At 38.6% G+C, this 25,865-nt stretch carries 25 protein-coding genes; 14 read left to right on the forward strand and 11 right to left on the reverse strand.

The window, feature by feature from the left end:
• Positions 1 to 2: 2 nt before the first annotated feature.
• The 8 genes from LEPBI_RS04495 to LEPBI_RS04530 form a co-directional block, all read right to left on the reverse strand.
• Positions 3 to 362 (reverse strand): response regulator, encoded by a 360-nt coding sequence (locus tag LEPBI_RS04495; protein ID WP_012387924.1) that lies wholly within the window; start codon positions 360 to 362, stop codon positions 3 to 5.
• 1 nt (position 363) lies between these two features.
• Entirely contained in the window at positions 364 to 1,620 is a 1,257-nt protein-coding gene (locus LEPBI_RS04500) for an ATP-binding protein (RefSeq protein ID WP_012387925.1), read from the reverse strand.
• Positions 1,617 to 2,660 (reverse strand): protein-glutamate methylesterase/protein-glutamine glutaminase, encoded by a 1,044-nt coding sequence (locus tag LEPBI_RS04505; protein ID WP_012387926.1) that lies wholly within the window; start codon positions 2,658 to 2,660, stop codon positions 1,617 to 1,619. The genes LEPBI_RS04500 and LEPBI_RS04505 overlap by 4 nt, the downstream gene beginning before the upstream one ends.
• Positions 2,657 to 4,588, reverse strand: a complete 1,932-nt coding sequence (locus LEPBI_RS04510) for a chemotaxis protein CheA (RefSeq protein ID WP_012387927.1) — start codon at positions 4,586 to 4,588, stop codon at positions 2,657 to 2,659. The genes LEPBI_RS04505 and LEPBI_RS04510 overlap by 4 nt, the downstream gene beginning before the upstream one ends.
• 3 nt (positions 4,589 to 4,591) lie before the next feature.
• A complete protein-coding gene (locus LEPBI_RS04515; RefSeq protein WP_012387928.1) occupies positions 4,592 to 5,095 on the reverse strand; it encodes a chemotaxis protein CheW in 504 nt (167 codons plus the stop codon).
• A 9-nt stretch (positions 5,096 to 5,104) separates the two neighbouring features.
• Positions 5,105 to 6,853, reverse strand: a complete 1,749-nt coding sequence (locus tag LEPBI_RS04520) for a HAMP domain-containing methyl-accepting chemotaxis protein (protein ID WP_012387929.1) — start codon at positions 6,851 to 6,853, stop codon at positions 5,105 to 5,107.
• Between the two features lie 94 nt (positions 6,854 to 6,947).
• Positions 6,948 to 8,282 (reverse strand): hypothetical protein, encoded by a 1,335-nt coding sequence (locus LEPBI_RS04525; RefSeq protein ID WP_049755975.1) that lies wholly within the window; start codon positions 8,280 to 8,282, stop codon positions 6,948 to 6,950.
• Positions 8,245 to 9,267, reverse strand: coding sequence for a hypothetical protein (locus LEPBI_RS04530; RefSeq protein ID WP_012387931.1), 1,023 nt, complete (start codon positions 9,265 to 9,267; stop codon positions 8,245 to 8,247). The genes LEPBI_RS04525 and LEPBI_RS04530 overlap by 38 nt, the downstream gene beginning before the upstream one ends.
• Positions 9,268 to 9,355: 88 nt before the next feature.
• On the opposite strand from LEPBI_RS04530, the gene LEPBI_RS04535 reads away from it, so the two are divergent.
• The 8 genes from LEPBI_RS04535 to LEPBI_RS04570 all read left to right on the forward strand — a co-directional run bounded on the left by LEPBI_RS04535 (position 9,356) and on the right by LEPBI_RS04570 (position 16,922).
• Positions 9,356 to 9,631, forward strand: coding sequence for a hypothetical protein (locus tag LEPBI_RS04535; protein ID WP_420804585.1), 276 nt, complete (start codon positions 9,356 to 9,358; stop codon positions 9,629 to 9,631).
• Entirely contained in the window at positions 9,628 to 10,995 is a 1,368-nt protein-coding gene (locus tag LEPBI_RS04540; RefSeq protein WP_012387933.1) for a PP2C family protein-serine/threonine phosphatase, read from the forward strand. The genes LEPBI_RS04535 and LEPBI_RS04540 overlap by 4 nt, the downstream gene beginning before the upstream one ends.
• Before the next feature lie 11 nt (positions 10,996 to 11,006).
• Positions 11,007 to 11,771 carry an enoyl-CoA hydratase-related protein gene (locus tag LEPBI_RS04545; RefSeq protein WP_012387934.1) on the forward strand — a complete coding sequence of 255 codons (765 nt, stop codon included), beginning with the start codon at positions 11,007 to 11,009 and terminating at the stop codon, positions 11,769 to 11,771.
• Between the two features lie 10 nt (positions 11,772 to 11,781).
• Positions 11,782 to 12,246, forward strand: coding sequence for a DUF192 domain-containing protein (locus tag LEPBI_RS04550; protein ID WP_012387935.1), 465 nt, complete (start codon positions 11,782 to 11,784; stop codon positions 12,244 to 12,246).
• Between the two features lie 52 nt (positions 12,247 to 12,298).
• Entirely contained in the window at positions 12,299 to 14,812 is a 2,514-nt protein-coding gene (locus LEPBI_RS04555; RefSeq protein WP_012387936.1) for a glycogen/starch/alpha-glucan phosphorylase, read from the forward strand.
• Between the two features lie 49 nt (positions 14,813 to 14,861).
• A complete protein-coding gene (locus LEPBI_RS04560; RefSeq protein WP_012387937.1) occupies positions 14,862 to 15,332 on the forward strand; it encodes a response regulator in 471 nt (156 codons plus the stop codon).
• Between the two features lie 112 nt (positions 15,333 to 15,444).
• Positions 15,445 to 16,392, forward strand: coding sequence for a HEAT repeat domain-containing protein (locus tag LEPBI_RS04565; RefSeq protein ID WP_012387938.1), 948 nt, complete (start codon positions 15,445 to 15,447; stop codon positions 16,390 to 16,392).
• On the forward strand, positions 16,389 to 16,922 hold the full coding sequence (locus tag LEPBI_RS04570; RefSeq protein WP_012387939.1) for an LIC_11959 family protein: 534 nt from the start codon (positions 16,389 to 16,391) through the stop codon (positions 16,920 to 16,922). The genes LEPBI_RS04565 and LEPBI_RS04570 overlap by 4 nt, the downstream gene beginning before the upstream one ends.
• On the opposite strand, the gene LEPBI_RS04575 is transcribed toward LEPBI_RS04570, so the two are convergent.
• Positions 16,919 to 18,445, reverse strand: a complete 1,527-nt coding sequence (locus LEPBI_RS04575; RefSeq protein WP_226992879.1) for a hypothetical protein — start codon at positions 18,443 to 18,445, stop codon at positions 16,919 to 16,921. The genes LEPBI_RS04570 and LEPBI_RS04575 overlap by 4 nt on opposite strands.
• Positions 18,446 to 18,749: 304 nt before the next feature.
• Here LEPBI_RS04575 and LEPBI_RS04580 point away from each other — a divergent pair, with 304 nt between their 5' ends.
• The 4 genes from LEPBI_RS04580 (at position 18,750) to LEPBI_RS04595 (ending at position 22,332) form a co-directional block, all read left to right on the forward strand.
• Entirely contained in the window at positions 18,750 to 18,965 is a 216-nt protein-coding gene (locus LEPBI_RS04580; protein WP_012387941.1) for an LIC12298 family protein, read from the forward strand.
• 61 nt (positions 18,966 to 19,026) lie between these two features.
• The gene (locus tag LEPBI_RS04585; protein WP_012387942.1) at positions 19,027 to 19,776 is read left to right on the forward strand and encodes an ABC transporter permease; all 750 of its coding nucleotides are present in this window, start codon (positions 19,027 to 19,029) and stop codon (positions 19,774 to 19,776) included.
• Positions 19,777 to 19,782: 6 nt separating this feature from the next.
• Entirely contained in the window at positions 19,783 to 20,982 is a 1,200-nt protein-coding gene (locus LEPBI_RS04590) for an ABC transporter ATP-binding protein (protein ID WP_012387943.1), read from the forward strand.
• Positions 20,983 to 21,027: 45 nt separating this feature from the next.
• Positions 21,028 to 22,332: a UDP-glucose dehydrogenase family protein gene (locus LEPBI_RS04595; RefSeq protein ID WP_012387944.1), complete on the forward strand. Its 1,305-nt coding sequence runs from the start codon at positions 21,028 to 21,030 to the stop codon at positions 22,330 to 22,332.
• Positions 22,333 to 22,375: 43 nt separating this feature from the next.
• Here the strand turns inward: LEPBI_RS04595 and LEPBI_RS04600 are convergent, their stop codons facing one another.
• Entirely contained in the window at positions 22,376 to 23,197 is an 822-nt protein-coding gene (locus LEPBI_RS04600; RefSeq protein ID WP_012387945.1) for a thioredoxin family protein, read from the reverse strand.
• A gap of 99 nt (positions 23,198 to 23,296) precedes the next feature.
• On the opposite strand from LEPBI_RS04600, the gene hisE reads away from it, so the two are divergent.
• Complete coding sequence (gene hisE / locus LEPBI_RS04605) at positions 23,297 to 23,575, forward strand: phosphoribosyl-ATP diphosphatase (protein ID WP_012387946.1); 279 nt, start codon at positions 23,297 to 23,299, stop codon at positions 23,573 to 23,575.
• Positions 23,576 to 23,599: 24 nt separating this feature from the next.
• Positions 23,600 to 24,724, forward strand: a complete 1,125-nt coding sequence (lpxK, locus tag LEPBI_RS04610) for a tetraacyldisaccharide 4'-kinase (RefSeq protein WP_012387947.1) — start codon at positions 23,600 to 23,602, stop codon at positions 24,722 to 24,724.
• Here the strand turns inward: lpxK and mnmC1 are convergent.
• A complete protein-coding gene (mnmC1, locus tag LEPBI_RS04615) occupies positions 24,663 to 25,859 on the reverse strand; it encodes an FAD-dependent 5-carboxymethylaminomethyl-2-thiouridine(34) oxidoreductase MnmC1 (protein WP_012387948.1) in 1,197 nt (398 codons plus the stop codon). The genes lpxK and mnmC1 overlap by 62 nt on opposite strands.
• Positions 25,860 to 25,865: the final 6 nt, after the last annotated feature.

Raw genomic sequence — 25,865 nt, forward strand, 5'->3', positions numbered from 1 at the left:
TCTTAAATCAATTGTGAGATAAGTTTCGCTAAAGATTCATTTGCGAATGGTTTTACAAGCCAACCAACTGCTCCCGCAGCTTTGCCTTTATTTTTCATCTCTTCGCTGGATTCAGTAGTTAACATCACAATCTTCATCGTTTTACCATTGTCAGATTTTAAGGCTTTTTCCGTTAATTCGATTCCCGTCATACCAGGCATATTGACATCAAAGATTCCGATATCAAATTTGGTATTCTGGATTTTCTCTAATGCTTCCATACCATTGGATGCAGATTCAACCTCATGCCCATCAGTCGTTAATACTAGGTTTAGGATTTTAAGCACGGCTGGTGCATCATCAACTGTTAATATTTTTGCCATTTTATTTCTCCTCTTGTAATAATGGAAATCGCATTGTTAAACATACATCTTTTGTGTTATCATTTCTTAAATTATCATCAATGTTATAGATTTGAATATTTGCTTGGTGTTGGTCCATGATCTTTTTAACTAAAGTCAAACCAAGTCCAAATCTGAACTGTTCAAATTTTGCGTAACTGTCATCTACAACAGAGGAGATTCTAAAAAATGGTTCGAATATAAACGATTCGTATTTTTCAGGGATACCAATGGTTCCGTCTTCATTTTGATAGGCAGGATTGATGACTTTAATTTCTAAAAAATTTTCCCTATGGAAATAAATGATAAAAATTTCATCTCCTTCCTTGGAATATTTAATTGCATTCAAAAGTATTTCGCGAACAATGTATGTGATTTTTTCAGGATTGAATCGAATTTTATAATTCATAACTGAATTTGGAATTTGGCTTATATTGATTTTTTGTGATTTGATAACCAAGGCTTCTTCTAAATATTTAATTTCAGTTTCAAAGATGGGTACAAGTTGGTTCGGTGATTCCGTATTTTCAACCAATAAGTCATCGTCAATTACCGACTGAGAAATAGACATACTGTCAAACATACTTTTTGCGGCTTCATAGTTTTCCGATAACAAATCTAAAATTGGTTTTTGGACAATATAGTGGTTGTTTTCGGTATCAAGTTTACTTTTTGATATTAGTATGCTCACCACACTCATCAAAGTTCCAATCCCGCTCCCTTGAAATAAACTAATATTCATTTGGTGGATGATGTCTGCAGATATGTTTTGATTTTCTTTATGTATGAGTGATTTTTTCCAATCGAATATTTCGATAACTCGTTTGAAAAGATGGTTTTCCGCTTCGTGAATGAATTGAGATTTTAATTTTGTGTTTAAATATTGAAATGATCTGTCGAGAGTAAACTTAACATGTTCAACCTCGAGAGGTGTTTGCAAATAGTCATAAGCTGAGTGTCGTTTGAGTAGGGAAGCAGTCTGTGCCCAATGGTTTGTATTGGTGATCAAAATAATAAGTGTATTCGGAAAAGATTTGGTGATGTTTTCTAAAATTTCCTGTGAATTTAGATCATTGAGGTCCTCGATGGATAAAATCAAAAAATGGAATTTCTGATTTTTTAATTGAAGCATAACATCACTTAAATTTTCGAAACGTTCGTAGGTAAAATGGATCTCGTTTAAAATATGGATTAATTGATCCGTTGTTTGTGAACTTAATACAAGGCTATGAGGAATCATTTGGAACCGATCTCTCTTGTTTTATCTGCAATGGATTCCAAAGGAAGTTGGTACATCACAGCACCTATTTCAAATGCAACTTTTGGCATACCATAAACAACACAGGTTTCTTTATTTTGGCCCAAGGTGATGCTTCCATTATTCTTTAAATTAAGCAATCCCTTTGCACCATCGCTTCCCATACCAGTGAGGATGATGGAGATGGTTTGGTTGGCAATCCCACAGTTAACAACAGAATCAAATAGGACGTCTACGGAAGGTCTATGGCCATTTACTTTTTCGAACTGAGTGATTTTGGTATAGAGTTCTCCATTGAGTTTTTGGATTTCTAGGTGGAAATTTCCTGGCGCAATGTAAACGGTTCCATTTTCTAATAACTGTTTGTCTTTTGCCTCAATGACTTTTACTTTTAATTCTGCGTTGAGTCTGCCTGCAAATAGGGCAGTGAAATTTTCTGGCATATGTTGTGCAACAAGGATCGGTGGAAAAGATTCATCCACATCATCTAATAGTTTTCGTAAAGCGGTTGTTCCACCTGTACTGGATCCTATGACGATGACTTTGGTTTTAAAAGATGTGTGTCTTTTCGCTGATAAAATTTTCGATGGGGTAGTGCTTTTCGTATTTTGATAAAGTGATACATTGTAGTTCAAGGCCGCATGCAACTTACTTAACAAATCTTCTTTTGCTTCAATCAAACTTTCTGGAGTTCCTGAAGGCTTTGTTACATAGTCAAAGGCACCCGCATCAAGAGCTTCTAAGGTGATTGCAGTCCCTTCCGTTGTGGAAGAACTAAACATGATCACAGGCATTGGGTGTTGGGGGAGGAGCTTTTTTAAAAATTCGATTCCATCCATTTCGGGCATATGAACATCTAATGTCATCACATCAGGTTGTTTTTCGATGATTTGGTCACGAGCTTCGAATGGGTTTGATGCCTCGCCTACAACTTCCCAGTTTGGATCTGATTCGATCCAACGTTTGATCATTCCGCGCACTGTACGTTGGTCATCTACGATAATCACTTTGTTTTTTTTCATGGAGAGTGGATTGCCATATGTTGGTTGATCAGTTTTCTTACATCGAGAATGAGACCGGCATGTCCGTTTCCTAAAATCGTACAACCAGCCAAACCATTGATGTTTTTAAAGAGTGGGGAAATTGGTTTGATCACGATGGATTGGTTTCCAAGGATTTCATCGAATACAATTCCCATTTGATTTTCATGAGATTCCGTTACAATCATGTACTTTTCCTCTATGGAATTGTTTTCATTGAGTTCAGATTCCTTCCCAAATAATAAATCTATGTCTACGATAGAGATTTGGTTTTCACGGTATTGGATGCTATGATTGTTTCTATACAATTCATTGATGGGTTCATTTTTGATATAGATTGTTTCTTTTACATCTATAGAAGGTAAAATAAAGTAAGTTTCCGATTTACGTACGACCAAACCTTCAATAATCGCCAGTGTAAGTGGAACTCGAATTAAAAAAATGGTTCCTTGGGTTGGATTGGAACTGACATCCACAAAACCTTTGAGAGTCGTAACGTTTTTTCGCACCACATCAAGGCCAACACCCCTACCTGATAAGTCAGTGACTTCCTTGGCAGTCGAAAATCCTGGATGAAACAAAAAATCCCAAACTTCTTCATCTTTCAAATTATCAACTTCGCTTTGATGGATGAGTCCTAATGTGATCGCTTTACGAAGGATTTTATCTCGTTGTAATCCTCTTCCGTCGTCTCTCACTTCTATCCAAACTTCTTTTCCAGATTGAACGGCAGTTAAATGGATTTTGCCTTTGGGTGATTTACCAACTTCTTTTCTTTCTTCAGGAGTTTCCAGACCATGGTCAATGGCATTGCGAATGATATGCACGAGGGGATCATACATCTCTTCGATAATGGATTTATCAATTTCTGTATCTTCACCTGAAATCACAAGGTCGACTAGTTTCCCTGTTTTTTTGGCTGTGTCACGAACAAGCCTTTCCATTCTGGAAAAAACACCAGCAATGGGAACCATTCGGAGGCTCAGTGTGATCTCTTGCAAATTTCGAATGAGTTTTTTTAGTTGTAAGGCAGATTTTTGAAAGTTTTCCAACTTTAGTTTTTGGAGATCTGGATGTTCTGTCACCATTGGTTCATTGATCACAATCTCTCCCACAATATCCAAAAGAGAATCGAGTTTATCTGTATCAATCCGAATGTCTTTCTTTTGGACTGATTTTTTTTCTTCTTTCTTCGTAGAAGGAGCATTAGGTTGTGAATCTGATTTTGAAGGAACCAAATTCTCTTTGGTTGGTTCGAATAAACCAAATTCTAAAGAGCTTGTGATTGGCTCTTGGTGGAAGAGTCCAAATTCCTGTGGAACGGATTCTTTAGGAGTTGTCTGGAAGAGACCAAACTCTTCCTGGTTTTTGGAAGTAGAGTTTGAGGTGAAGATTCCAAACTCTTCCGATCCAGACTCTTTTGGAGTTTCTTCCAAGAACAATCCAAATTCCTTAGAACTTACTTGGGTATTGGAATCTAAATTGGAATCTGTACTTATGTTTTTTAATTCACTTAGTTTTTGATTGGTTTTTTCTAAAAACCGTATTTGATCTTCCGAATAGAGATCTCCTCCAGTTGGGGAGTTTTCTTCATGGATGACAAGCTCATTCAGTAAGTCCAAGGCACTGAGTAAAATTTCCAATGTTTCTTCATCTTGCACTTCTGGTTTATTACGTAGATAATCCAAAAGATTTTCTGCGGCATGCGCCACCTTAACGATGCCAGACAAACCAAAAAATCCAGAACTTCCTTTGACAGTATGGAAATGGCGAAACAAGGTATCGAGTAAATCTCTTTCGACTAAACTTCCGTCTAACGTTGTTTTTTCGAAGTTAAGCAAACCAGTTTCAATGTTTTCTAAACATTCCTTTGCTTCTGTTAGGTATTCTAAAACATCTTCTCTTTCCATGTCTCAATTTCCAGGGATGTCTTGGATCATATAACTTTCTTCTTGGGTGAGCAATCGTTGTAAGTTAATTAAAATTTTGACACTATCACCGACTCGTCCTGTGGCATAAATAAACCGAGAAGATTTTGATTCTCCAATTTTGGGAGCGATGTCAATGTTTTCTTGTGGGATTTTTACCACATCATTCACCTTATCTACGATGAGCCCTAATGGGTGACCTTCCAATTCAACGAGTAAGACACATGTCCTTTCGTGGTAGGGTTGGAATGGCATATCAAATCTGAGTCTAACATCCATTACAGGAATGATTTTTCCTCGTATATTGATCACACCTTTTAAAAAATCGGCAGTCCCAGGAATCGTCGTAATGGCAGGTAAGGCTAAAATTTCTGTTAAATACCTCACTTCGAATGCATAGAATCGTCCTTCTAGACTAAAACAAAGATACAAATCCTTCATTGTATCTTCATCTTCAACTGTTTCCCATGACTTGGATGGTATGTTCATGGTGATGCCCTATAATACAATTCGAGGTTTTTCGATTCGAGTCAATGCTGTTGTTTTCGATCCGTCCTCTTTTAATTTGAAACCCATAATCACGGACCGCATGATTTCAACTTGTCGTCTCAAAGTTTCACTAGAAGCCGCCACTTCTTCCGCAGATGCGGCAGTAGTCGATGTAACAGTGGTTACCTGGTCAATCCCTTGTGTGATTTGTAAAACAGCGGATTTTTGTTCATTGATGGAAAGAGCGAGTTCTTTCGTAAGATTACTAACATTGTCCGCACTTTCGGAAATTTGCTCGAGGACTTCTGCTGTTTTTTCGGTCGCATCGTTACCAAGTTTCACTTTCTTTAAAGAAGCTTCGATGAGTAAGGTCGTTTCATCCGCTGCATTGGCACTTTTTTGTGCCAAGTTTCTCACTTCCTCTGCGACGACGGCAAATCCTTTTCCATGTTGGCCCGCTCGTGCTGCTTCCACTGCTGCATTCAAAGCAAGGATATTGGTTTGAAATGCGATATCATTGATGACCTTATTGATTTTGGAGATTTGTTCAAACGAAGTACTAATTTCTCCCATCGCAGAGACTAGGTCTTTCATTCTGGAATTGCCTTCGATTGCTTGTTTGGCAGTTGATTCTGAAAATTCTGTCATTTGTTCTGCATTTTCTGCATTGGAAAGAAAACTATTGCTAATCTCTGTTAACGTTGCTGAAATTTCCTCGACGGCACTTGCTTGTTCACTCGCCGCTTCTGAAAGTGATGTGCTAGCATCTGCTAATTGTTGTGCTCCTAAATCCACTTCTTGGGATGTGAAATAAAGTTTTTCGACTACTTCTGATAGATTGATTAACATCCTTTTTAAGCTAAGTCCCAGTTGGTCTCTTTCAGATTTTAAGGTTACATCCGAACTTAAATCAGAATTTGCAATGCGTTCTAAGTGATCTGCCCTTTCTTTGATGAATTCCACTAACTCCATAAAGGCCTGTGAAAGTTGTTGGATTTCATTTCCTTCTAGATGTTTGGATTGGTTTAATTGTTTATCACTTGAATCCAAATTTACATTTAAGTCCCCAATGGAGATGGACTGGGCAACCGAAACGATTTTTTTCATTGGCCTTGCAATGGCATCGGAAAAGAAAAAAGCGATTAAAAATACTAAAACAAAAGAGGCAACCACAACACCTGTCACGATGACAAGAGATTTTTGGAAGTTATCTTCTGATTTGTGGTATTCTTCTTTTGCGACTTTGAGTTGGACACGGATCAAATCATCCAAATGGTGAGTGAGTGGTTCAAAGATCGGATACATTTCCACAGAAACAAATTTTTCAATCTCTGCTTCGTTTCTCGTCTCGAGTAAAATACGCAATCGTTTGACACCTGCTTTCAGTGGAGGGAATTCCTTTTCCATCTCTTCAATGATTGCTTTTTCTTCTGGAACAAGATAGGTTCCTAAATACACCTTCCAAACTTCATCGGCTTTTGTTTCCGATTCCCGAATGGATTCGAGTGCCTCTTCGACTGACATTTTTTTGGCTCTGACTTTATTTGCCGAATCGACAATGCCTATCAAATAAGCATCTGATACTTCTTTGATTTGGCTGATGGGAACCACTCTGTCTTCAAATACGGTGTGTAAAGATGCTAAAATCTGATTAGCGGAATAAAAGCTGGCAGAGGCTACAACGATCATCAAAAGAATCGTGATCATAAATGCCAAAAGAAGTTTTGCTCGAATTTTTAAATTTTGAATCCATTTCATAATAGGTCCCCAAGAGGTGGGGCAAAGTATGATTTGAATTTCTAGGTAGTCAAGCCTTTCCTAATATTCTAGTATAAAATAATAAATAATAGGTTTAGAACGATTTTGAATACCCAAAGCTAACATAAAATAAATGGATTGGAATCTTTTGCAAAGTATAAGATTCACGCAGATAGGTTTTGATTGTGGCATCAGTTAGTGAATTCCCTGTGCTTACTTGCTCAATCGAATTTAAGATTGCGGTGTTGTACGCACCATAAATCCGAGAAGGATTCACTACCTTCCCATCATCTGAAGTTCTGTTCCAGTTGGCTTTGTCGGGATCACCACCTGCATACCCAAAATAATTATTGGTATCATAGAGATAGGAATTCGGTCGTAGGATGTGTGCTCCTTTTAAGAAAAAATCTCCGAAGAAAAACGAAAGGGATGTAGTTATGTCTTGTATTCCATTCCGATTGTCGATCGCATTATTACTCATGGTATACCCCAAATTCCAATGGGGTTGGATGCGGAAAAAATCCCCTTCAAAGAAGGTATAATTGGCACTGATGGAAAGATAATTTTTCCCTGCCATGTGCCCACCATTCTCTGTCGAGTACTGAGTGTAATAAGCAAAAGTGGGTTTGATCACCCGAAGGAAAGGTAACTTCCATTGCAAAAAGTATTCATGCCAAGATAACCTTGTTTGGGCATCTGGATTGTTGGCGTGAAAGCCATTCGCGGCACCACCGGAAACAACAGGGTTTAGTTTTTGTGTGGAAGGGGATAGGAGAGATCCTGGGGTTTTTTGAAAGGTATTATAAAACCAAATTCCAACGCTGAAATCACCAAAGACGCTGGGATCAAAATGATAACTCATGGAAAAAAACATTCCATCCGCTCTTTTGTTGCCATTTGGCTCTTTTTTGGGCCCATACCCACGGTTCGGAATGAATCCTTGGCAGGAAACATTGGTTGTTTCGCCCGAAACCAATTGGTTGTGAACAGATTGTACGCAAGGGTCTTGGTTGTAAGGATCAAAAAAACGAGGGTCTTCTCCTAAGTAAGAAGGTCCAACACCACCAGGGCTTGTTTGGATCAGTCGTTTGTCCGAATCCTTGTCAGCACGGTTCATCAATTGGAAATTCCCAAAGACCATCCATTCAAATTTTTTGTCAGGAGACCAGATATTGATCGTAGGTTGCAAGGCTGGGGCATAGGTAAAACTTTGGTAGGAAGCTCCATCCCTTCTATTTTGCCCTTCCCCTGTAAAAGAATTCCCACGCCATATAAAATCCGACACAATTTCGGTATTGGTTTCAATTGTGATGGATTTGGAATCTTCCGGCTTTGTTTCTGATTGGATCTGAAACGGTAATAACAGAATTAAAGAGAGAAACAGTAAATACTTATAGAGACTTCGCAAAAATGGATTCGAATAACTCACGAAATTTACGCCCTCCTTCTTTTGCAATTGGATTCGAAAGCAAAACTTCAGATTCATTTCCAAAATTGAGGAGGACTTTGTATTCTTTTTTGAGTGAATACACGTGGACGTATTGGACAAATGCTTCCGCAAAGGTATCATCAGCGTTAGTGGCCGCGTAGAGGGAGACAAACTGAGTGTTTGTCAGTTTTTTATAGATGAACTTCCCATCAGGGAAAACAGGAGTTGTCGGATTTTTTTGATAAAACTTGATTTTGGACCTTTCTGGGAAGAAAGTATCTTCGTAAGGGGAAAACGTTTCTGACCACCAAACCCCTTTGAAGTAAGGATAATTTCGAAAATCACGTTTTGGTTCCGAATAATCAGGCGCATACCCATGGACAATTGCTAAAATGTGACCTAATTCGTGTAAGATGATAAATGATAAAGCTGTATCTAGTGAATTGGTATTGTCCAATTGGACTTGAATGGAATAGGAAGGATCCTGTTGGAAAGATGTGTTTTCGCGCTTTGTTGCCCAGTCATTCCCACCATCTTTCAATAAATCGGAGTCCAAATAAATGATACCGCCCATCGGTTTTCCTGATTTATCTCGTATGACTCCTGTTAGTCCCGTGGAACCTAAGTTTGTTACAAAATAAATCCCATAAATCAATTGGTTTGCCAAATGGTTGACCTCTTTAGGAAAAACAGATTGTATTGGGATTAAATGTTGTCTCCAAAATTGTAAGTCTTTTGTTCCTGTTGGGATATCTCCAATGCCATCGATTTCATTGATTTCTTTGAGAGTGAGAAGTCTTTTGGAATCAAGAGGATAAATACGATCGTTCCAGTTCCCAGTCGGGTTTGGTAATGAATCCATTTGTAATCCAGGGCTCTCTTTGGCCCATACGGCATAGGGGTTTTCGGGTATGTTGAACTCTTTTGGTGAACATCCCCAAAAAACGAGGGCCGTAATCGATATCATGTAAGGAATTGATTTCATTTGCCGATGGTATTTCTATATGAAAGGATTTGTTGGTCTATGCTTTTTTTTACCAGGAATCATTTTCGCTGAAATAAATCCGTGGAACTTGAGACCAGATGTAAGGATCCTAACGAGAAAAGAAGTTTCGCATATTGTTTTAGAAAAACGAAACGATCACTTTCGTGTGACTCTGATTGTATCAGAACGTTTTCCCTACAATTATAAGGCTTTATCCCATCCCTTTTTTTTCCGAATGGAAGATGAGAAAAAAGCGATGGAACTTGCGAATCAAATGGACAAGTTTTTGGACACAGGAAAAAGTTTCACCATCACCTTGAATGGATCTGAAATCCAAACTTTGGTATGGGGAGAACCCGATTGACTCGTTCGTTTTATATTTATTTTAAAGAGATTTTTCACAAACCAACCAGACAAGAATGGGATATTTTAAAACTGGCAGAACCACGTTTTGAAAAAGAATATACATATTCAGTTTTTCTAACACATTTTATCGTATATAGTTTACTCTTTGTTCCACCTTTTGCTGACTTTCGATGGGATATCCTTCCTTATTTGTTAGGTGTCACCATCATTCGTTTTGTCTTATTATTACAGTTTTATACTAAGTCGATTTCCTTAGAAAAAGTGATTTATTTGAGTGGGATCATAGCTGATGGTTTGGTTTACATAGTTTTTATCAAAGGAATCCAATCCTTTCCTTCCATTGGAAATTTTTATTTATTAAATTCTTATCTCATGTCATTTATCATCCCTATCTTACTTTATAGCACACGTTTGAATCCTTTTGGTTGTGTGTTGAGTGCCATCTATTTTTCAATCTTTCATTTTTCATACATCCTAAACCTCCCCATCGAATTACAAAACCAAACATCACTCTTTAGCCAATACTTTTTAATCATCGTCTATTGGGGGAGTGCCCTCCTTGGAGTTGTTTTTGTTTTTAACAAACGGAAAGATACAGCAGATGTGTACAGTTTGTCCGAAGAAAAACGATTTATGTTACAAGAATTGGAACTTGCTAAAAAAGTACAGGATGCACTTTTCCCAGGTAATATCAAAATCCCGAATCTGACATTTACGTTTTATCGGAAAAGTCCAAATGTCATCGGTGGAGACTTCTTTGATTTTGTACAACTCAGGGAAGGGAACGTGGGCGTGTTTCTTACGGATGTAGCAGGACACGGGATTTCATCCGCCATGGTTGCATCCATCATGAAGGTCCTTGTTTCTACCATTCCCTATCGTTTTAAAACGGCTCCTGCAAGGCTCATGGATTATTTAGATGATCGTTTGACCCAAGATTTGAATCGATACCATGCCTCCGCAATTTATTTGTTCTTCGATTTTATCGAAAAAAAATTAACCATTGGAAATGCAGGCCATCCATACTTGATTTTGGCCAAAAAAGGAGAAGAGTTTCAGGAATTGGAAACTCAAGGGGCCATCCTTGGATTCAATATCAAAGTGCCACCCATCTCTGAAAAAACTCTCCCAATTGCACAGGGTGATCGATTTTTTATCTATACCGATGGCCTCATTGAATCCATGGACCATCAGGGAAACTGTTTGGGAACAGAAGGGTTACTTGATTTACTCAATCGCCATAAACATTGTGAGAATGTCAAAGAACTTGAAACGCAACTCCTCGATGAATTAAAAACCAAATATGGCCTTGATACTTTTTCAGATGACACAATGTTCCTCATTTTAGAAGTAGAAGAATAAGGAGAAATCATTTGTCTTTTTTAGAGATCCAAATCAAAACCAATTTTGCCCTCGTTACCATCAAAAGACCAGAAGCTCTCAATGCGCTCAACGATGTTGTGATCACTGAAATTGGCGCCATGGTCGACGAATTAGAATCCAACTCTCAAGTGAGAGGATTTATTTTGACCGGCGAAGGGAAAGCTTTTGTGGCCGGGGCTGACATAGCCAAAATGAAAGAGTTCAATGTCAAAGAAGGCCAGGCATTTTCGGAACTCGGACAAACCGTATTTCGCAAAATGGAATTATCCGGTCTGATCTCCATCGCTGCCATCAATGGATTTTGTTTGGGTGGTGGAATGGAACTCGCAATGGCATGTGACATTCGTTATGCGTCAACTGTAGCCAAGTTAGGTCTTCCTGAAGTGACTTTGGGTTTACTTCCTGGTTTTGGTGGCTCCCAAAGACTCCCAAGACTCATTGGGGTAGGAAGGGCAACCGAACTCATTTTATCGGGAGACATGATTTCTTCTGAAGAAGGATTTCGACTCGGCCTTGTGAATAAGGTTTGTGACCCTGCTGAACTTTTAAACGAATCCGAAAAAACACTTTCCACGATTTTATCCAGAGGGCCTAACGCAATTAAGGCGGCAAAAACGGCTATCCGCCAAGGATTGGAAACCAATATGGATCGTGGTCTTGGATGGGAAAAACAATTGTTTGGTGGAAGATTCGCAGATCAGGAAACAAAAGAAGGTCTCTCTGCTTTCCTCGAAAAAAGGAAACCTAATTTTTAAGGGAATGGTTATGTTCACACGGTTTTGTTTGTCTTTCCTATTGTTTTTGGTGGTTGTTTGCAAACAGGCGGAATCCTTTCCGTCGCAAACGAATACCCCTGAAATTTTATTTGGAAGTGTTGCAGACCGTGTTTTAAAATTGGAAATTGCCAATTCTCCTTCGACACGTGCTACAGGTCTTATGTACCGCACAAAACTGGGAGAAGACGAAGGTATGCTTTTTGTTTTTCCAAGGCCTGATTATTTGAACTTTTGGATGAAAAACACACTCATCCCATTATCAATTGGTTATTTTTCAGAAGATATGCGACTTTTAGAATCATTCGATATGAAACCGAACCAAACGGATGAAGTTTACAACGCCAGCAGACCGGCGATGTATGCGTTGGAGGTCAACCAAGGTTGGTTTGCTAAACACAAAATCGGGAAAGATGCTGTTCTCACCTTAGAGCGAAAAGTCTCTGCAAAAGATTAAATTTTTTCTTTTTACTTGAATCCTAACTTTGAGGTGTTTACCATTTCGAAGCATGGTAGTCAACAATCCTCGTCTCATCAATTTATTATCCGAAGAACAAAAAGCCGACTTGGCTTCGATGGAAAAACAATTTGCTCACCATTTAGAATACACCATTGGAAAAAATCGTTATAATTTAAAAAATGAGGACATATATAAAGCATTAGGGCATACGATTCGTGACTTCCTCATTGATCGATTGAATTTCACTCAGGAACGTTATAGAGAACAGAACCCCAAAAAAGTTTTTTACTTTTCCTTAGAGTTTCTTATGGGACGAACTCTTATGAATGCGCTCATCAATCTTGGGTTATACGAAACAATCCAAGAGATGTTACGAGGGATTGGTTTTGACCTAACTGATGTTTTAGAATTTGAAACGGATGCTGGGCTTGGGAATGGCGGGCTTGGTCGATTGGCCGCTTGTTTTTTGGATTCGATGGCCACTCTCAATGTTCCAGGTTTTGGGTATGGGATCCGTTATGATTATGGAATCTTCAATCAAATCATTGCCAATGGAAGCCAACTCGAAATGCCAGACCACTGGGATGCGGATGGAGTTCCTTATGAAGTTGTAAGATCCGATATTTCTTTTTCTGTTGGATTTTTTGGCCATACAGAAACCAGAGTTTCGGGCAAAGGAAAAATCCAACACGATTGGGTTCCCGATGAAACAGTCCTTGCTTCTGCACATGATTATCCAATCCCTGGGTTTAACACAAGTACGGTGAACTATCTTCGTTTATGGGCGGCAAAGTCATCGGAAGAATTCAATTTAGATTATTTTAACCACGGCGATTATATGAAAGCCGTACAAGACAAATCCATCTCTGAAAATATCTCCAAAGTATTGTATCCAAATGACACTACCGAACAAGGAAAGGTGTTACGTCTCAAACAACAATACTTTATGGTTTGTGCCTCTTTACAAGATATCCTCATCCAATTTAGAGAATTCAAATACAACTTAAAGGATCTCCCGGATTTCATTGCCATCCAATTGAATGATACCCATCCGAGCATTGGCATTGCCGAACTCATGCGAATTTTTTTAGACAATGAAGAGATGGACTGGGAACCAGCATGGGAGATTGTCACAAAAGTTTTTTCCTATACCAACCATACGGTTTTACCGGAAGCCTTAGAATCGTGGCGGGTGGAGTTATTTGAAAAATTATTGCCAAGGCACTTGGAAATCATTTACGAAATCAACTATCGTTTTTTGACAGAAGTCCGAAACAAAGGCATTCTCACTGAATCCGAAATCCAACAAGTGAGTATCATTGAAGAAGGGAATGAAAAAAGGGTTCGGATGGCAAACCTTGCCGTCATCGGTTCTTACCGAGTGAATGGAGTGGCCGCATTACATTCCGATCTCATCCAAAAAACTATTTTCCATGCATTCACAAAGGTATTTCCAGAAAAGTTTAATAACAAAACAAATGGGATCACACCTAGACGTTGGTTATTACAATCCAATCCTAACCTTGCCAATTTAATCTCTAAAAAGATCGGAAATGAATTTACAACCGACTTATATCGGTTAAAGGATCTGGAAAAATTTGTGGATGATGCCGATTTCCAAAACGATTGGAAACAAGTGAAATTCACGGCAAAAAACGAATTGGCTCGTATCATCAAAAGTGAAACCGGGATTACCATTGATCCAAGTTCTCTCATCGATGTGCAAATCAAACGATTCCATGAATACAAACGCCAACTCCTCAATATTTTACGAGTCATTGCTTTGTACCGTAGGATCAAAGAAAATCCAAATGCAGAAGTCACACCTCGAACCGTTGTTTTTGGTGGGAAGGCAGCTCCTGGTTATTATATGGCAAAACTCATCATCAAACTCATCAATAATGTTGCTTGGGTTGTGAACCGAGATAAGGATGTGGCAGAACGATTGAAGGTGGTCTTTATTCCCAATTACCGAGTGAGCCTTGCAGAAAAAATCATCCCAGGCAGTAATTTATCGGAACAAATTTCGACAGCGGGGACCGAGGCTTCTGGTACAAGTAACATGAAATTTATGTTAAATGGTGCTCTCACCATTGGAACACTGGATGGGGCCAATGTTGAGATTTTAGAAGAGGTTGGTGCCGAAAACATTTACATCTTTGGTCTGCATACAGAAGAGGTGTTCCGGATGAAGGAAGCGGGTTACAATCCCACCAATTTTATCCACCAAAACGAAGACTTACATCGAATCCTTCTTATGATCCGCGAAAACTTTTTTTCAATGGGAGAGCCTGGTGTTTTTTCACCCATTTATGACAGTTTGTTTTATACAGACAATTACCTTCTTATGGCCGATTTTACTTCCTATGATGAAACCCAAAACCGAGTGGCTCAGGACTTCCGCGACGAAACCACTTGGACCAAAAAATCCATTTTGAATGTGGCGCGTTCTGGTAAGTTTTCCTCCGACCGCACCATCCGTGAATATGCCAAGGAGATCTGGAAAGTCCCTCTCCTTGACACAATTCCTCCCCAAACGATCTACAAATTGCCACAAAACTGAATCGACAACAGAGAAGAGAAGGATTATCCTTCCAAGGAAAGGGTTTCAAATGAGTAAAGGTTATATTATATGTGTCGATGATGAAGTATCGGTGTTGGAAACGCTTGCAGAACAGCTACTGGCTCGGTTTGGGGAATCCCATATCATAGAGACCGCAAGTAGCGCAGAAGAGGCACTTTCTCTCATCGATGAAATCATTGGTAGTAACGATATCGTAGAGCTCATCGTTTCCGACCAGGTGATGCCTGGAATGAAAGGGGATCGATTTTTGGAACAGGTGCACCAACGCCTTCCGGATGCGATCAAAATCCTTCTTACGGGACAAGCGGGACTTGATTCGGCAATTTATGCCATCAATAATGGGGGACTCAGTCGGTATGTCGAAAAACCTTGGAACATTGAAGAACTATCCAAAGACATCAAAGACTTACTTGATAAGTTTCGTCAAAATTTGGAGAACCAACATCTCATCCAAGCACTCAATCGTAGGATTCTCGAACTCGAAGCAAACCAACCTTAATCCATTCATTTGTATTTCCCTTATCTGGTTATTTTCTCTTTCTCCTATCCTTGGGAAAGAGAAAGAACTTTCTTCTGAACAAATCTCCAAAAAAAAAGAAGTTCTCTCTAAAATGATTCGTTATGGTACGAGCCAGGAACGAAAACAGGCATTAGGTGAATTGGTTCGTTTCCCAAAAGAACAAGCAAACGAACTTTACGAACTTGTGGGGGAACAATTAAAAACTGAAAAAGACATGGGTATGAAGATTGTCCTACTAAAAACTGTGGGAGATCTGGGTTTAAAGGAAAACCATGAAACAGTCATCTCACTCTTCGAAGATCCCAATGAAGATGTGAACAAACAAGCCGTGACATCTGCCAAAAAAATGAAACTGAGTGAGGCAACAAGTCCACTGCTTGAAAAAGTAAAAAAAGAGGATTTCACCAAAAATTCGAATTCACTCACTTTATACATCAGTGCCTTAGGAGAATTACCAGATGGGAAAATGGCGGCACCATTTTTAGAAACTAAATTTAGAGAAAAGTTTAATAATGCGGATATCCGTGGTCAAATTGCACTCTATTTTGGTTCCATTCTTTACCAGGAAGCCGAGTCTGCTCTCATTGAAGTTGCTTTTGATGACATCCAACCAACAACTCTCCGTTGTTATGCAATGAATACATTAGGAAAACTAAAATCAGAAACAGCAAAACCTAAGTTATACGAACTTTTGGATTCCTTAAAAAAAACATCAGGGAAATTGGATGCCAAAAAAGCCCAATCTCTCAAAATTTATGCCATTGGTGCCCTTGTGACCATGGGAGACAAAGAAGTTTTCCAAGAACTCAATGAATTTGCTCGTGATGATGATAGTATGGTAAGACTCCGTGCCATTGAATTTATGGGGAATTTAAGAGACCCAAAAGCCTTAGAATTATTGGAATACAAGCGGGATCGTGACCCAAGTCCTAAAGTTCAAAAAGCTGCCAAAAAAGCCATTGATATGATCAATGGAAAAGACACTCCTTCCGAAGAAGAAAAACCTGGGGAAGAAAAAACGGAAGAAGAACCCAAATGAAAATCCAAAAGATCGTTTCGATGCCCTTTCAGGAATGGTTTTCTTCTGTTTTCCTTTTATTTTTTCTAATCCATTTCCTTTTTCACTCCTTGTTGTATGCAGAGACTGATTCCAAATATTCAGGTCCCATCTCTCGGACCGAAAAACGAATCTTAGATGGTAAATTGGAATACCAAAAAACGGGTAATTTCCCTTTAGAATGGAAATTGTATTTCAAAGCAAAACAAGGGGATTTTGTTGTTTTTTATGACTTAAATGGTGATGAAATTCATTTTCGTTATCGCAGAAATAAATTTGATTTGGATGCCGAGTTTTTTGTGAAAGATCTGTTTGTTGGGAATCCTTATCTGGTGAAAGGAGAATGGATCGGGTATTATTTTTATTCGATTGATGAAAGAGGAAAAAGATCCTCACTCCCCACTCCGAAAAAACTCCCTGGAGATAAAAATGAAATCGTCGAAAAACAAACCATTCCCATTTTTCAATTAAAAGAATACGCTGAGATCAGGACGGACGATTTATTATACTAAATTTCGAAGAGATGTAAAAATTGAAAATTGATGAATACTATCGGTGCGGGCATATTTTCTTTTTCCGAATAACTTACATTCAGTGAAAGAAAGTGGCTCACATATTTGATTTTGATGATTTCCTCCCTGTCTGTTAAATTGATATTAAAATCAGAAGCATAAGTCCAATTTTCAAACCAAGCCCTGGTTTTCAGATTTCCTTCTCTTAGTATGGCACTGAGTTCCAAAAGTTGACCTAAATAAATGGGGATTGCGATTTTTCCTTCCCATTGGCCACCTAAATCTCTCGATTCAAAACCTACGGAACAAACCGTTCGATCTTTTCTCCATTCATAAAAGATGGCTCTTCCAATTTCATTGAAATTGTAATTCCCTGATTCATTATACTCTCGGTATCGATAAATGATATTTCCAAGATCCGACACGAAGAGGGGAAAAAATCCAGAGACTCCCCTTTCATAACGATGCCCATCCATCGAAGACAATGTTTCTCCACCTAATAAATGTTTGTAACTTCCTCTCATATAACCTAATGTTTGTGGAATTTCTGGACGGTTTTCGCCGATGCTTAGATTCCCATACAATAGAGGAGAGTCTCGATACAAAGTAGAATCGAAAAAAATGGAGGAATCATTCATTTCCGATTTGGAATAAAAAAAACCAACTGATTCTTTTGGATGGAAGATGGATTCAGATTGAACGCGGTGTTTCCCCCCGTTTTGTAAGTCAAAGAAATCGTTTATAAAAAAACTAGATTTGTTTTCGCCAGGAGACCAAACGCCCGAATAAGATTTGTTTGGTGAAACGTAGTAAATCCCTGGATAGGCTGAAAATCCAGGTGCCGAGTAAATTCCAAACTCTAAGTGTTTACCTTCCATTGGAAATTGAGAACCAAAAAAATGGGAACTTTGTAGAGGTTGCGGGAGAGGTGAGTTTGGCCTGTCCATCTGCGAATAAAAATTTGGATCTTTTGCAAAGTAAAAGTGGGGGATTGGTTTGTAACGATTCCCGGAAGTGAGGCGATAGGAATTTTTTACGAGATCCAATCCATACAAAAACTCATCATCTCGTTTTTCAAAGACAAACCTTTGTCCTTTTTGGAACCCTCCGAGAGAAATGGCAGAATGGTTTTTTTCTTCTCTAGGCAAATACTGAACATCCAAATTTTGATGGGATAGACCCACAAACCAATACTCTCCCAAAAATGGATCAGGAGACAGAGAACCGGGATCTGAAGTTCGATTTGCCATCGATTGGTTTCGATTCCCTTCTGCCTTTCCCAATCTTTGTTTGGCTGGTGGGTAACTCAATGCCTCCTCCTTCCACAATTTTGCCACGAGGGATGCTTCCTTGCCCCGGAGGTTTCGTTTCCATAAGAAAAAATCCTCTCTTGTGCCTTGGGTCTTTTGTTTCCAAATGGCCACAAGTTTTGGAGAAAACCCCCGTTTTAGGAGTGTCTCTACAGAAACGTCTTTTGGCAATTTTTCGCCAGCAAACAATGACTGTACGAAGATAAACCACAAAATGAGCGCAATTTTCTGCCAATCCACCAGGATTGGGGTCAGAATTTGTTCTTTTTTTCCCTCATTCCGTTTGCTTTTTTTTCAAAAAGGGACATATTCTAGAGTAGGGCGAAAAAAAAATTCCATCTAGGGTCGGGTTTTGTCCCAGATGAATGCTAAATTGTTAATACAAACCGATAAAAACGTGAAAAAAATATTGACTTAACTTCTCATATGTTAAGTAGTGTAAACAAGCGTTTAGTATATTATTGGTATTATATTTTAGTTTTATGTCGTCTAATAAGATGACGGGGAGGAAAAACCTATGATCGTTCGATCCATCCAACAACCCGCTTACAACCGCCACAAGGATTCTGGCCTCGCAGGCCAAGGTCCAAAAAAGGGATTTGCCCAAAACCAATCCGGAAAAACCTTCGAAGAGTATCTCATGGAAGCGTTCCAAGGTGAAGTGGTCCAAAATGGAAATTGGGTATCGCCCCAACTTTCGGACTTAGGCCAAAAGAACTTAAGGAAGATGTAAGGTTCCCATCAATCTCTGGTTTCTGGTCTAGAATCAGATCCCAGGGGCCGACAATCAAAGTATGGAGAAAGTATCCATACTTTGGGCACTCGTTCGGCGTGACTACGCTTTGCAATACGCAGGTTCCTTTTTGGGAATTTCATGGATGTTTTTGCAAAACCTAGTACTGATTAGTTTGTACGCTCTTGTTTTTTTAGTCCTCAATCTTAAAAACCCATCTACGCAAGAAGATTTCACTGCCTACTTACTCACAGGGCTTCTATTTTGGATTCCCATCCAAGAACTATTGGTTCGCGGGACAGGGATTCTCACGGACAACCGATCTCTCCTCAAACGATCGAGTTTGGGCATAAATTTATTTTTATGGATTCCTTATGTACAATTTTTGATCCATAGCTTTGTGACTTCCATTCCTGTTTTTATTTATTTAGGGTTTTCTGGAACTCTCAATTTAGCGGGCTTAGTTTTTGGGTATTTAGTCCTCGTCCTATCTGGATTGTATTTGATGTTACTTCTGCACTACCTCTCAAGGCTCAACATTTTGTTAAAAGATATCTCACCTTTGATTCGTTTGGTGAGCCAGTTGGTATTTTGGGGGATCCCTGTTTTATACTACCCAACAGGGGTCTTAAAACAATGGAATGAATGGAATCCATTTACCATTCCATTGGATGTCTTCCGCACAACTGTGATTAGTGGGTTTCAGGCTCAGTTTGACTGGTTCCATATTGCCCCGTTTCTTTTTTTCTTTGTCCTTGTGTATTTACTGGCAAAACGAAAATTCCAATCAGTGATATTGGATCACCTTTAAATCCTAATGCTTTCTGTATTCATCGAAAACCTTTCCAAGGACTATCATGGATTCACAAAACCTTGGAAACGAATTCTTGCTGGACTTAGTTTTGGTTACTTCGGCATTGATTCAAAGTTTACAGCAATCCAATCCTTAAATTTGCAAGTAAATCCTGGTGAAATTCTTGGGATCATCGGAAGGAATGGAGCTGGGAAATCCACATTATTAAAACTCATCACTGGTGTGATCCAAAAGGACCAAGGTAACTTAAAAGTATATGGATCCGTCCGTGCACTGTTAGAACTCAGTGTGGGATTCAATCCCGAACTTTCTGGAGAAGAGAATGTTTATTTTAATGGGCTTGTTTGGGGTTACAAACCGTCTGAAATCAAGATGCTTGCAGATTCTATTTTTGAATTTGCAGAATTAAAAGAATTTCGATCCTCTCCTTTAAAAAATTATAGTTCGGGAATGGCGATGCGACTTGGGTTTAGTTTGGCGACAGCAAAACGGCCTGATATCCTCATTGTGGATGAAGCATTGGCAGTCGGTGATGCTAGTTTCCAACAAAAATGCCTGAAACGAATCCAAGAATTTTCAAAACTAGGTACTTCGATTTTAGTTGTCAGTCATGATTTAGGACTTGTTTCTTATTTTTGTACAAGGGTTGTTTTGTTGGAAAAAGGAAAACTCCTTTTTGATGGGAACCCAAAAGAGACGATTGAAAAATACATGCATGTGTTAGCTGGTGAACTCCCTGTATCAGAATCGTATTCATCGAATGCCATACAAGATCTACGTGTGGTTTTAGAAAATGAAAAGGGAATCCAATCCAATGTCTTTTTTATCGGCAGTCAAGTATGTCTGAGACTTTCATTCAAAACACTAACTTCAATCGAATCAGCCACCATTGGCTTTCATATCGATAATGATAAAGGGATTCGTATTTTTGGTACCAATACCTTCCATTTAGGTGATACGAATCGAATCTTCCAAAACGACAAGGAATATGAAGTGAGATTTGAATTCCCCATTCAATTTACTGCGGGAAAGTATAGTCTCGGAATCGCCATCCACAAGGGTGAATCCCATATCGAAGGGAGTTATTTTTGGAAGGAATCGATTTTAGATTTTGAAGTAGAGACTGGCAAAATTCAAAAATTTGTAGGGATTTGTCATATTCCCACAAGCTTTCAGATCAAGCAAGATCGAGGCACACGTTAGAAAAACAGTTTCCTTTTCGGTTAAAATTGAAAATCTGGAAATCCTATGAAAGTTTGTGTGGTCGGAACCGGATATGTGGGCCTTGTTGCAGGTACTTGTTTTGCTGAGTATGGCAATGATGTGATTTGTATTGATAAAGATGAAAAAAAGATCAGTGACCTTAAAAAAGGGATCATCCCAATTTATGAGCCGGGTTTAACCGAACTCGTAGAACGCAATTATAAAGAAGGACGACTCAAATTTTCCACATCGTTAAAAGATGGTGTTGAATCATCGGAGTTTGTTTTTATCGCTGTTGGGACACCCACATCTGACAACGGTTCGGCGGACTTACGTTTTGTTTTTGCCGTTGCGGAAGAAGTTGGAAAAACAATGAATGGTTACAAAATCATCGTCGATAAGTCCACGGTTCCCGTAGGCACGGCAGATAAAGTAAAAGAAATTCTATCCAAAAACACAAAACACCCATTTGACGTAGTCTCCAATCCAGAATTTTTAAAAGAAGGGGCGGCGATCGATGACTTTATGCGACCTGAACGAGTTGTGATCGGAGCAGAATCGGAATTGGCTGCCAAAAAAATGAGCGAACTTTATTCCCCTTTTGTCCTCAACGGAAATCCGATCATCACTATGAGCATTCGTTCCGCAGAACTCACAAAGTATGCCTGTAACGCCTTCCTTGCCACAAAAATCTCCTTTGTGAATGAAATAGCCAACTTATGTGATGCCTTAGGTGCCAATTATGATGACGTTCGCAAAGGGATGGGAACCGATTCAAGGATTGGTAGACAATTTTTATATGCAGGGATTGGATACGGTGGATCCTGTTTTCCTAAAGATGTGAGAGCACTTTTAAGAACCGCAGAAGAAGTGAACGCTCCCATGCACATCATCCAGTCTGTTGAAGACGTGAATGAAAAACAAAAAACTCGTCTAACAGATAAAATTTTCGAACACTTTAAATCAACCGATATGAAAGGGAAAACCTTTGGAATTTGGGGACTTTCCTTCAAACCTGGAACAGATGATATGCGAGAAGCCCCGTCCATCCCTCTGATCTATGAACTCCATAAAAATGGTGCGAAAATTCAAGTATTTGATCCTGCCGCGATGGAAACGTCTAAGTATTATTTTGATGGGAAAGTCGAATACAAAAAAGACGCATATGCAACGTTAGAAGGTGCAGATGCCATGTTGTTGTTAACCGAATGGCGTGAATTCCGCGAGCCCGATTTTCAAAAAATCAAGTCGTTACTGAAGTCTCCTCTGATTTTTGATGGAAGGAACCAATACAAACCAAATTTGATGCAAGAAATTGGGTTTACTTACTATTCGATCGGGAATCGGTAAAGTTTCCCGGCAAACATTCGTTTGCCGGAACTTACATTTTGCTTTAAAATCCTTTTTCGATTTGTTCTAAGGTTTCTTTACAAATCAATTGGTCTGATTCGGATTCTAGTTTTGGTTGGATTTCTTTTAAGATCGTCTTTGCATGTTTGAAGTCGCCACTTTCTTTCAAACTGATTCCATAATACAATTTAGCTGTGATCAATCGTTTTGAATTTGGATAAAGTTGGATGAATTCTTTCCAAGAAGTTACTGCTAATTCTTTTGGTCCATTGACGGATCGAATTAGGTTTAAATTAAAATAAGAATTTTCTTTCACGATAGGGAGTTGTTTTGACTTTTGAATGGAAGAGATGAATTGTTCTTCTGCTTTTGTATATTCTTTAGATTGAAAGTACAATAAACCCAATCGAAAATGTAAGTTTGGGTTTTCTTTATCCTTTCTCATCTCTGTTTTCAAAAAAGATTCTAAATTTGGTTCTTGTAAGATTCTTTTGGAAAGGATCAATATATCTTCTTTCGTTGCGAGTCCTGTGATTTTTGTCACAAAATTTCCCTCTCCATCTAAAAACAGAATCGTGGGATAACCTTCTACATTGTATTTTTTCCGCAAATTGGGGAATTCTTCTCCATCTAATCTAACACGTACAAATTGGTCTAAAATACGACTTACCTCAGGATCAGGGAATATCTCTTTTTCCAAAACCATACAATAGGTACACCAATCTGCAAACACATCGACGATGATGAATTTTTTTTCTTGTTTGGCGGTTTCAAATCCCTTCTGGATGGAATTACCCCAATTGGAGTCAGCCGAAAGAATCGAACCAAATAGGAAAGAGATGAGGAGTAAACTAAATCGAAACATTCAATCTGATTCTACCCTAATTCGAGGTGAAGCCACAACCAATTTTCGCTTTTTGAAAATAGAAAGGGCCGTTTCCATGGTAGTTAGAAGGCAAACGAAATGGAATTTTTATTAAAATTAGAAGATTTACTCCGCAAACGAAAAGAGGAATTACCCGAAAAATCCTACACAGCGGAATTATTCCGAGATGGGGTAGACCGAATCCTAAAAAAAATTGGGGAAGAAGCGGGGGAAGTGATCATCGCCGCAAAAAATCCAAATGAAAAAGAACTCATCCATGAAATTGCAGATTTGATTTTCCATTTAGAAGTGTTAATGGTCGAAAAAGGAATTAGTTTAACTACCATCGCAAAAGAATTAGAAAAAAGACATAGTTAAACAAGTTTCCTATCGCGAAACGTCATGAAATTTTTTTTCATTCTATTTTACCCACTCTCTTTGTTGTACCAGTTTCTATTTTGGGTTTCACAATTTAAGATAAAACCCTTTGTTTTGCCCCATGTTTTAGTCATCAGTGTGGGTAATGTCACCATGGGTGGAACGGGGAAAACTCCTTTTGTGCAATATCTTGTTCGTTACTTTAAGGCAAAAAACAAAAAGTATGCGATCACTATTTTGTCACGTGGTTATAAAGCAAAATTGTCGAAAGTGGGTGCAATTCTTCGGGACGGACTTTCTCCACATCTGTATGGAGATGAACCAAGTGAACACAAAGAACTTTTTCCAGATGTGCAAGTCATCATCGGCAAAAATAGAAAAGAGAGTTTTTTAAAACACAATCAAATTCATTCTAAGTTTCATATTGTCATTTTGGATGATGGATTCCAACACAAACAAATCCATAGAGATTTTGATATTGTTCTATTGGATGCCAATGGGCCTTTTGGGAATGGGCAAACGATCCCTTTGGGATTTTTACGAGAACCAATCTCACATTTAAGAAGAGCGCATACAATTGTCTTCACAAAACTTACGGATCAAAATAAAGATAAATCGATACGTGCCATAAATATCTTAAAACAAAAACAGATTCCTGTTCCATCTTACACTTCGCATTTTTTGGCAAATCTTGTGCAAATCGATTTGAATACGCTCAAATCAAACCCGGTCCAATTACCAGTCGATCAAATTCGTCAAACTAAGGTTTTGGATGAAGATGCTAACGATGGTTATTTCCTGTTTACGGGTGTTGGAAATCCAAAACATGTATTGGAGACTGCAGAATCAATCATCGGAAAAAAAATAAATCAGCATCGATTTTTTCCTGACCATTATGAATTTGAAGAAAGTGTTTTAGGATCAATTATAGGAGAAGTGAAACAGGGAACAGTTCTATTGACGACAGAAAAAGACTGGGTGAAAGTTCGTACAAAAAAAGGATTTTTGGAAGAATTAAAAAAAAGAAACATTCAAATCTTTGTGATCAAAATTGAAGTGGTTGTGAATGAGAAAGAAAGTTTCGAATCTATGTTAGCTGGTCTCGTTTCCACATACGAAGCAAAAAACGATCTGGTTTCAATGAATTGATGAGATTGTTTGGAATGTCCATCGTTTGATTTAAAATTGATTTCACTAAAATTTCAGCTGCAAGTAAAGAGTGTGTGAGACCTCTGGATCCTAAACCATTTAAAATTCCGACAGATTCATAATATGGTATTTGGAATGGTTTGTGATCTTTTCGGAACATATTTTGGTATTTCACAGTAGTATCTAAAGTTGAAAGATTGGGAAGTTTTCCCACTACTGGGTGACGATCTTGGGACTGTGTCCGATAACTCACACGAGTTCCAAACTGACTCACATCCACAGTTTTCCAATCGTTATGTAAGATTGGCAGTTTTGATTGCAGAGTTTCCCACATGGTTATGGTTTCATTGATTCTAGGTTCTATTTCTAGATGGAATTCATCGAAACTTGCACCTAATACGCGTTCCCCATTGATTTCGGCTGTTAAGTAATCTCCATACAAAATAGAGGTTTGGTTTTGAAAAAAAGCTGAAGGAATTTGTACAATTTGCCCCCGAACTTGTTTCATCGGAATCCAATTTGAGAACGGATCCTTCGTAAATTGATACCCTTGCGCCAAAAATAAAAAATCGACTTCAAACTTTTCTTCATTTGTTTCGCAAATCAATTTACCATCCGATTCTTTCTCTCTCCAGGAGACTAATGTGGATTGCAATTTCATTGTAGGGTGTGCCAATCGAATCAGTTCTTTTGTAAGGATGGCGGGAGAGAGAGCTTTCCCTTTTGGGAAGTACAAAGCCTTTTTTTGGGAATTAGGCTCAAAACTTTGTTTGGCGATTGATTCGGGAATTTGATGGGAAAGGAGCGAGTGCCAATAACGGTCTACGTTGGATTCTGTTTCCAATAAAAAATGGATTCCATTGGCATGAGGAACTGAATTTTCCAATCCCAATCTTTCCCAAACTTCCAAAAAGTGAGTGTATGCTATTAGCGAAAATTCTGATTCCGCAGTTTTGTGTTTGGTGAGAAAGGGATACACGACACCAATTGGATTTCCACTAGCATGTTTTGCTGGTGCTGATTCCGATTCCAATAAAATGGTATTGATATTTTGTTTGGAAAGCGCATAACAAATGCTTGCTCCTGCAATCCCGCTCCCTACGACAATGGCAGTTTTTTCCTCAAGGGTTCTCATTTCAGA

The organism is Leptospira biflexa serovar Patoc strain 'Patoc 1 (Paris)' (assembly GCF_000017685.1).
Taxonomy (GTDB): Bacteria; Spirochaetota; Leptospiria; order Leptospirales; family Leptospiraceae; genus Leptospira_A; species Leptospira_A biflexa.

What these genes read in the sequence shown, in the direction of transcription:
- LEPBI_RS04520 (WP_012387929.1), bottom strand. Translation starts at nt 6,853, where the DNA reads ATGAAATGGATTCAAAATTTAAAAATTCGAGCAAAACTTCTTTTGGCA.
- LEPBI_RS04590 (WP_012387943.1), top strand. Translation starts at nt 19,783, where the DNA reads ATGCTTTCTGTATTCATCGAAAACCTTTCCAAGGACTATCATGGATTC.
- LEPBI_RS04550 (WP_012387935.1), top strand. Translation starts at nt 11,782, where the DNA reads ATGTTCACACGGTTTTGTTTGTCTTTCCTATTGTTTTTGGTGGTTGTT.
- hisE (WP_012387946.1), top strand. Translation starts at nt 23,297, where the DNA reads ATGGAATTTTTATTAAAATTAGAAGATTTACTCCGCAAACGAAAAGAG.
- LEPBI_RS04530 (WP_012387931.1), bottom strand. Translation starts at nt 9,267, where the DNA reads ATGAAATCAATTCCTTACATGATATCGATTACGGCCCTCGTTTTTTGG.
- LEPBI_RS04580 (WP_012387941.1), top strand. Translation starts at nt 18,750, where the DNA reads ATGATCGTTCGATCCATCCAACAACCCGCTTACAACCGCCACAAGGAT.
- LEPBI_RS04505 (WP_012387926.1), bottom strand. Translation starts at nt 2,660, where the DNA reads ATGAAAAAAAACAAAGTGATTATCGTAGATGACCAACGTACAGTGCGC.
- LEPBI_RS04560 (WP_012387937.1), top strand. Translation starts at nt 14,862, where the DNA reads ATGAGTAAAGGTTATATTATATGTGTCGATGATGAAGTATCGGTGTTG.
- LEPBI_RS04600 (WP_012387945.1), bottom strand. Translation starts at nt 23,197, where the DNA reads ATGTTTCGATTTAGTTTACTCCTCATCTCTTTCCTATTTGGTTCGATT.
- LEPBI_RS04495 (WP_012387924.1), bottom strand. Translation starts at nt 362, where the DNA reads ATGGCAAAAATATTAACAGTTGATGATGCACCAGCCGTGCTTAAAATC.
- mnmC1 (WP_012387948.1), bottom strand. Translation starts at nt 25,859, where the DNA reads ATGAGAACCCTTGAGGAAAAAACTGCCATTGTCGTAGGGAGCGGGATT.
- LEPBI_RS04510 (WP_012387927.1), bottom strand. Translation starts at nt 4,588, where the DNA reads ATGGAAAGAGAAGATGTTTTAGAATACCTAACAGAAGCAAAGGAATGT.
- LEPBI_RS04565 (WP_012387938.1), top strand. Translation starts at nt 15,445, where the DNA reads ATGATTCGTTATGGTACGAGCCAGGAACGAAAACAGGCATTAGGTGAA.
- LEPBI_RS04595 (WP_012387944.1), top strand. Translation starts at nt 21,028, where the DNA reads ATGAAAGTTTGTGTGGTCGGAACCGGATATGTGGGCCTTGTTGCAGGT.
- LEPBI_RS04570 (WP_012387939.1), top strand. Translation starts at nt 16,389, where the DNA reads ATGAAAATCCAAAAGATCGTTTCGATGCCCTTTCAGGAATGGTTTTCT.
- LEPBI_RS04500 (WP_012387925.1), bottom strand. Translation starts at nt 1,620, where the DNA reads ATGATTCCTCATAGCCTTGTATTAAGTTCACAAACAACGGATCAATTA.
- lpxK (WP_012387947.1), top strand. Translation starts at nt 23,600, where the DNA reads ATGAAATTTTTTTTCATTCTATTTTACCCACTCTCTTTGTTGTACCAG.
- LEPBI_RS04555 (WP_012387936.1), top strand. Translation starts at nt 12,299, where the DNA reads ATGGTAGTCAACAATCCTCGTCTCATCAATTTATTATCCGAAGAACAA.
- LEPBI_RS04585 (WP_012387942.1), top strand. Translation starts at nt 19,027, where the DNA reads ATGGAGAAAGTATCCATACTTTGGGCACTCGTTCGGCGTGACTACGCT.
- LEPBI_RS04515 (WP_012387928.1), bottom strand. Translation starts at nt 5,095, where the DNA reads ATGAACATACCATCCAAGTCATGGGAAACAGTTGAAGATGAAGATACA.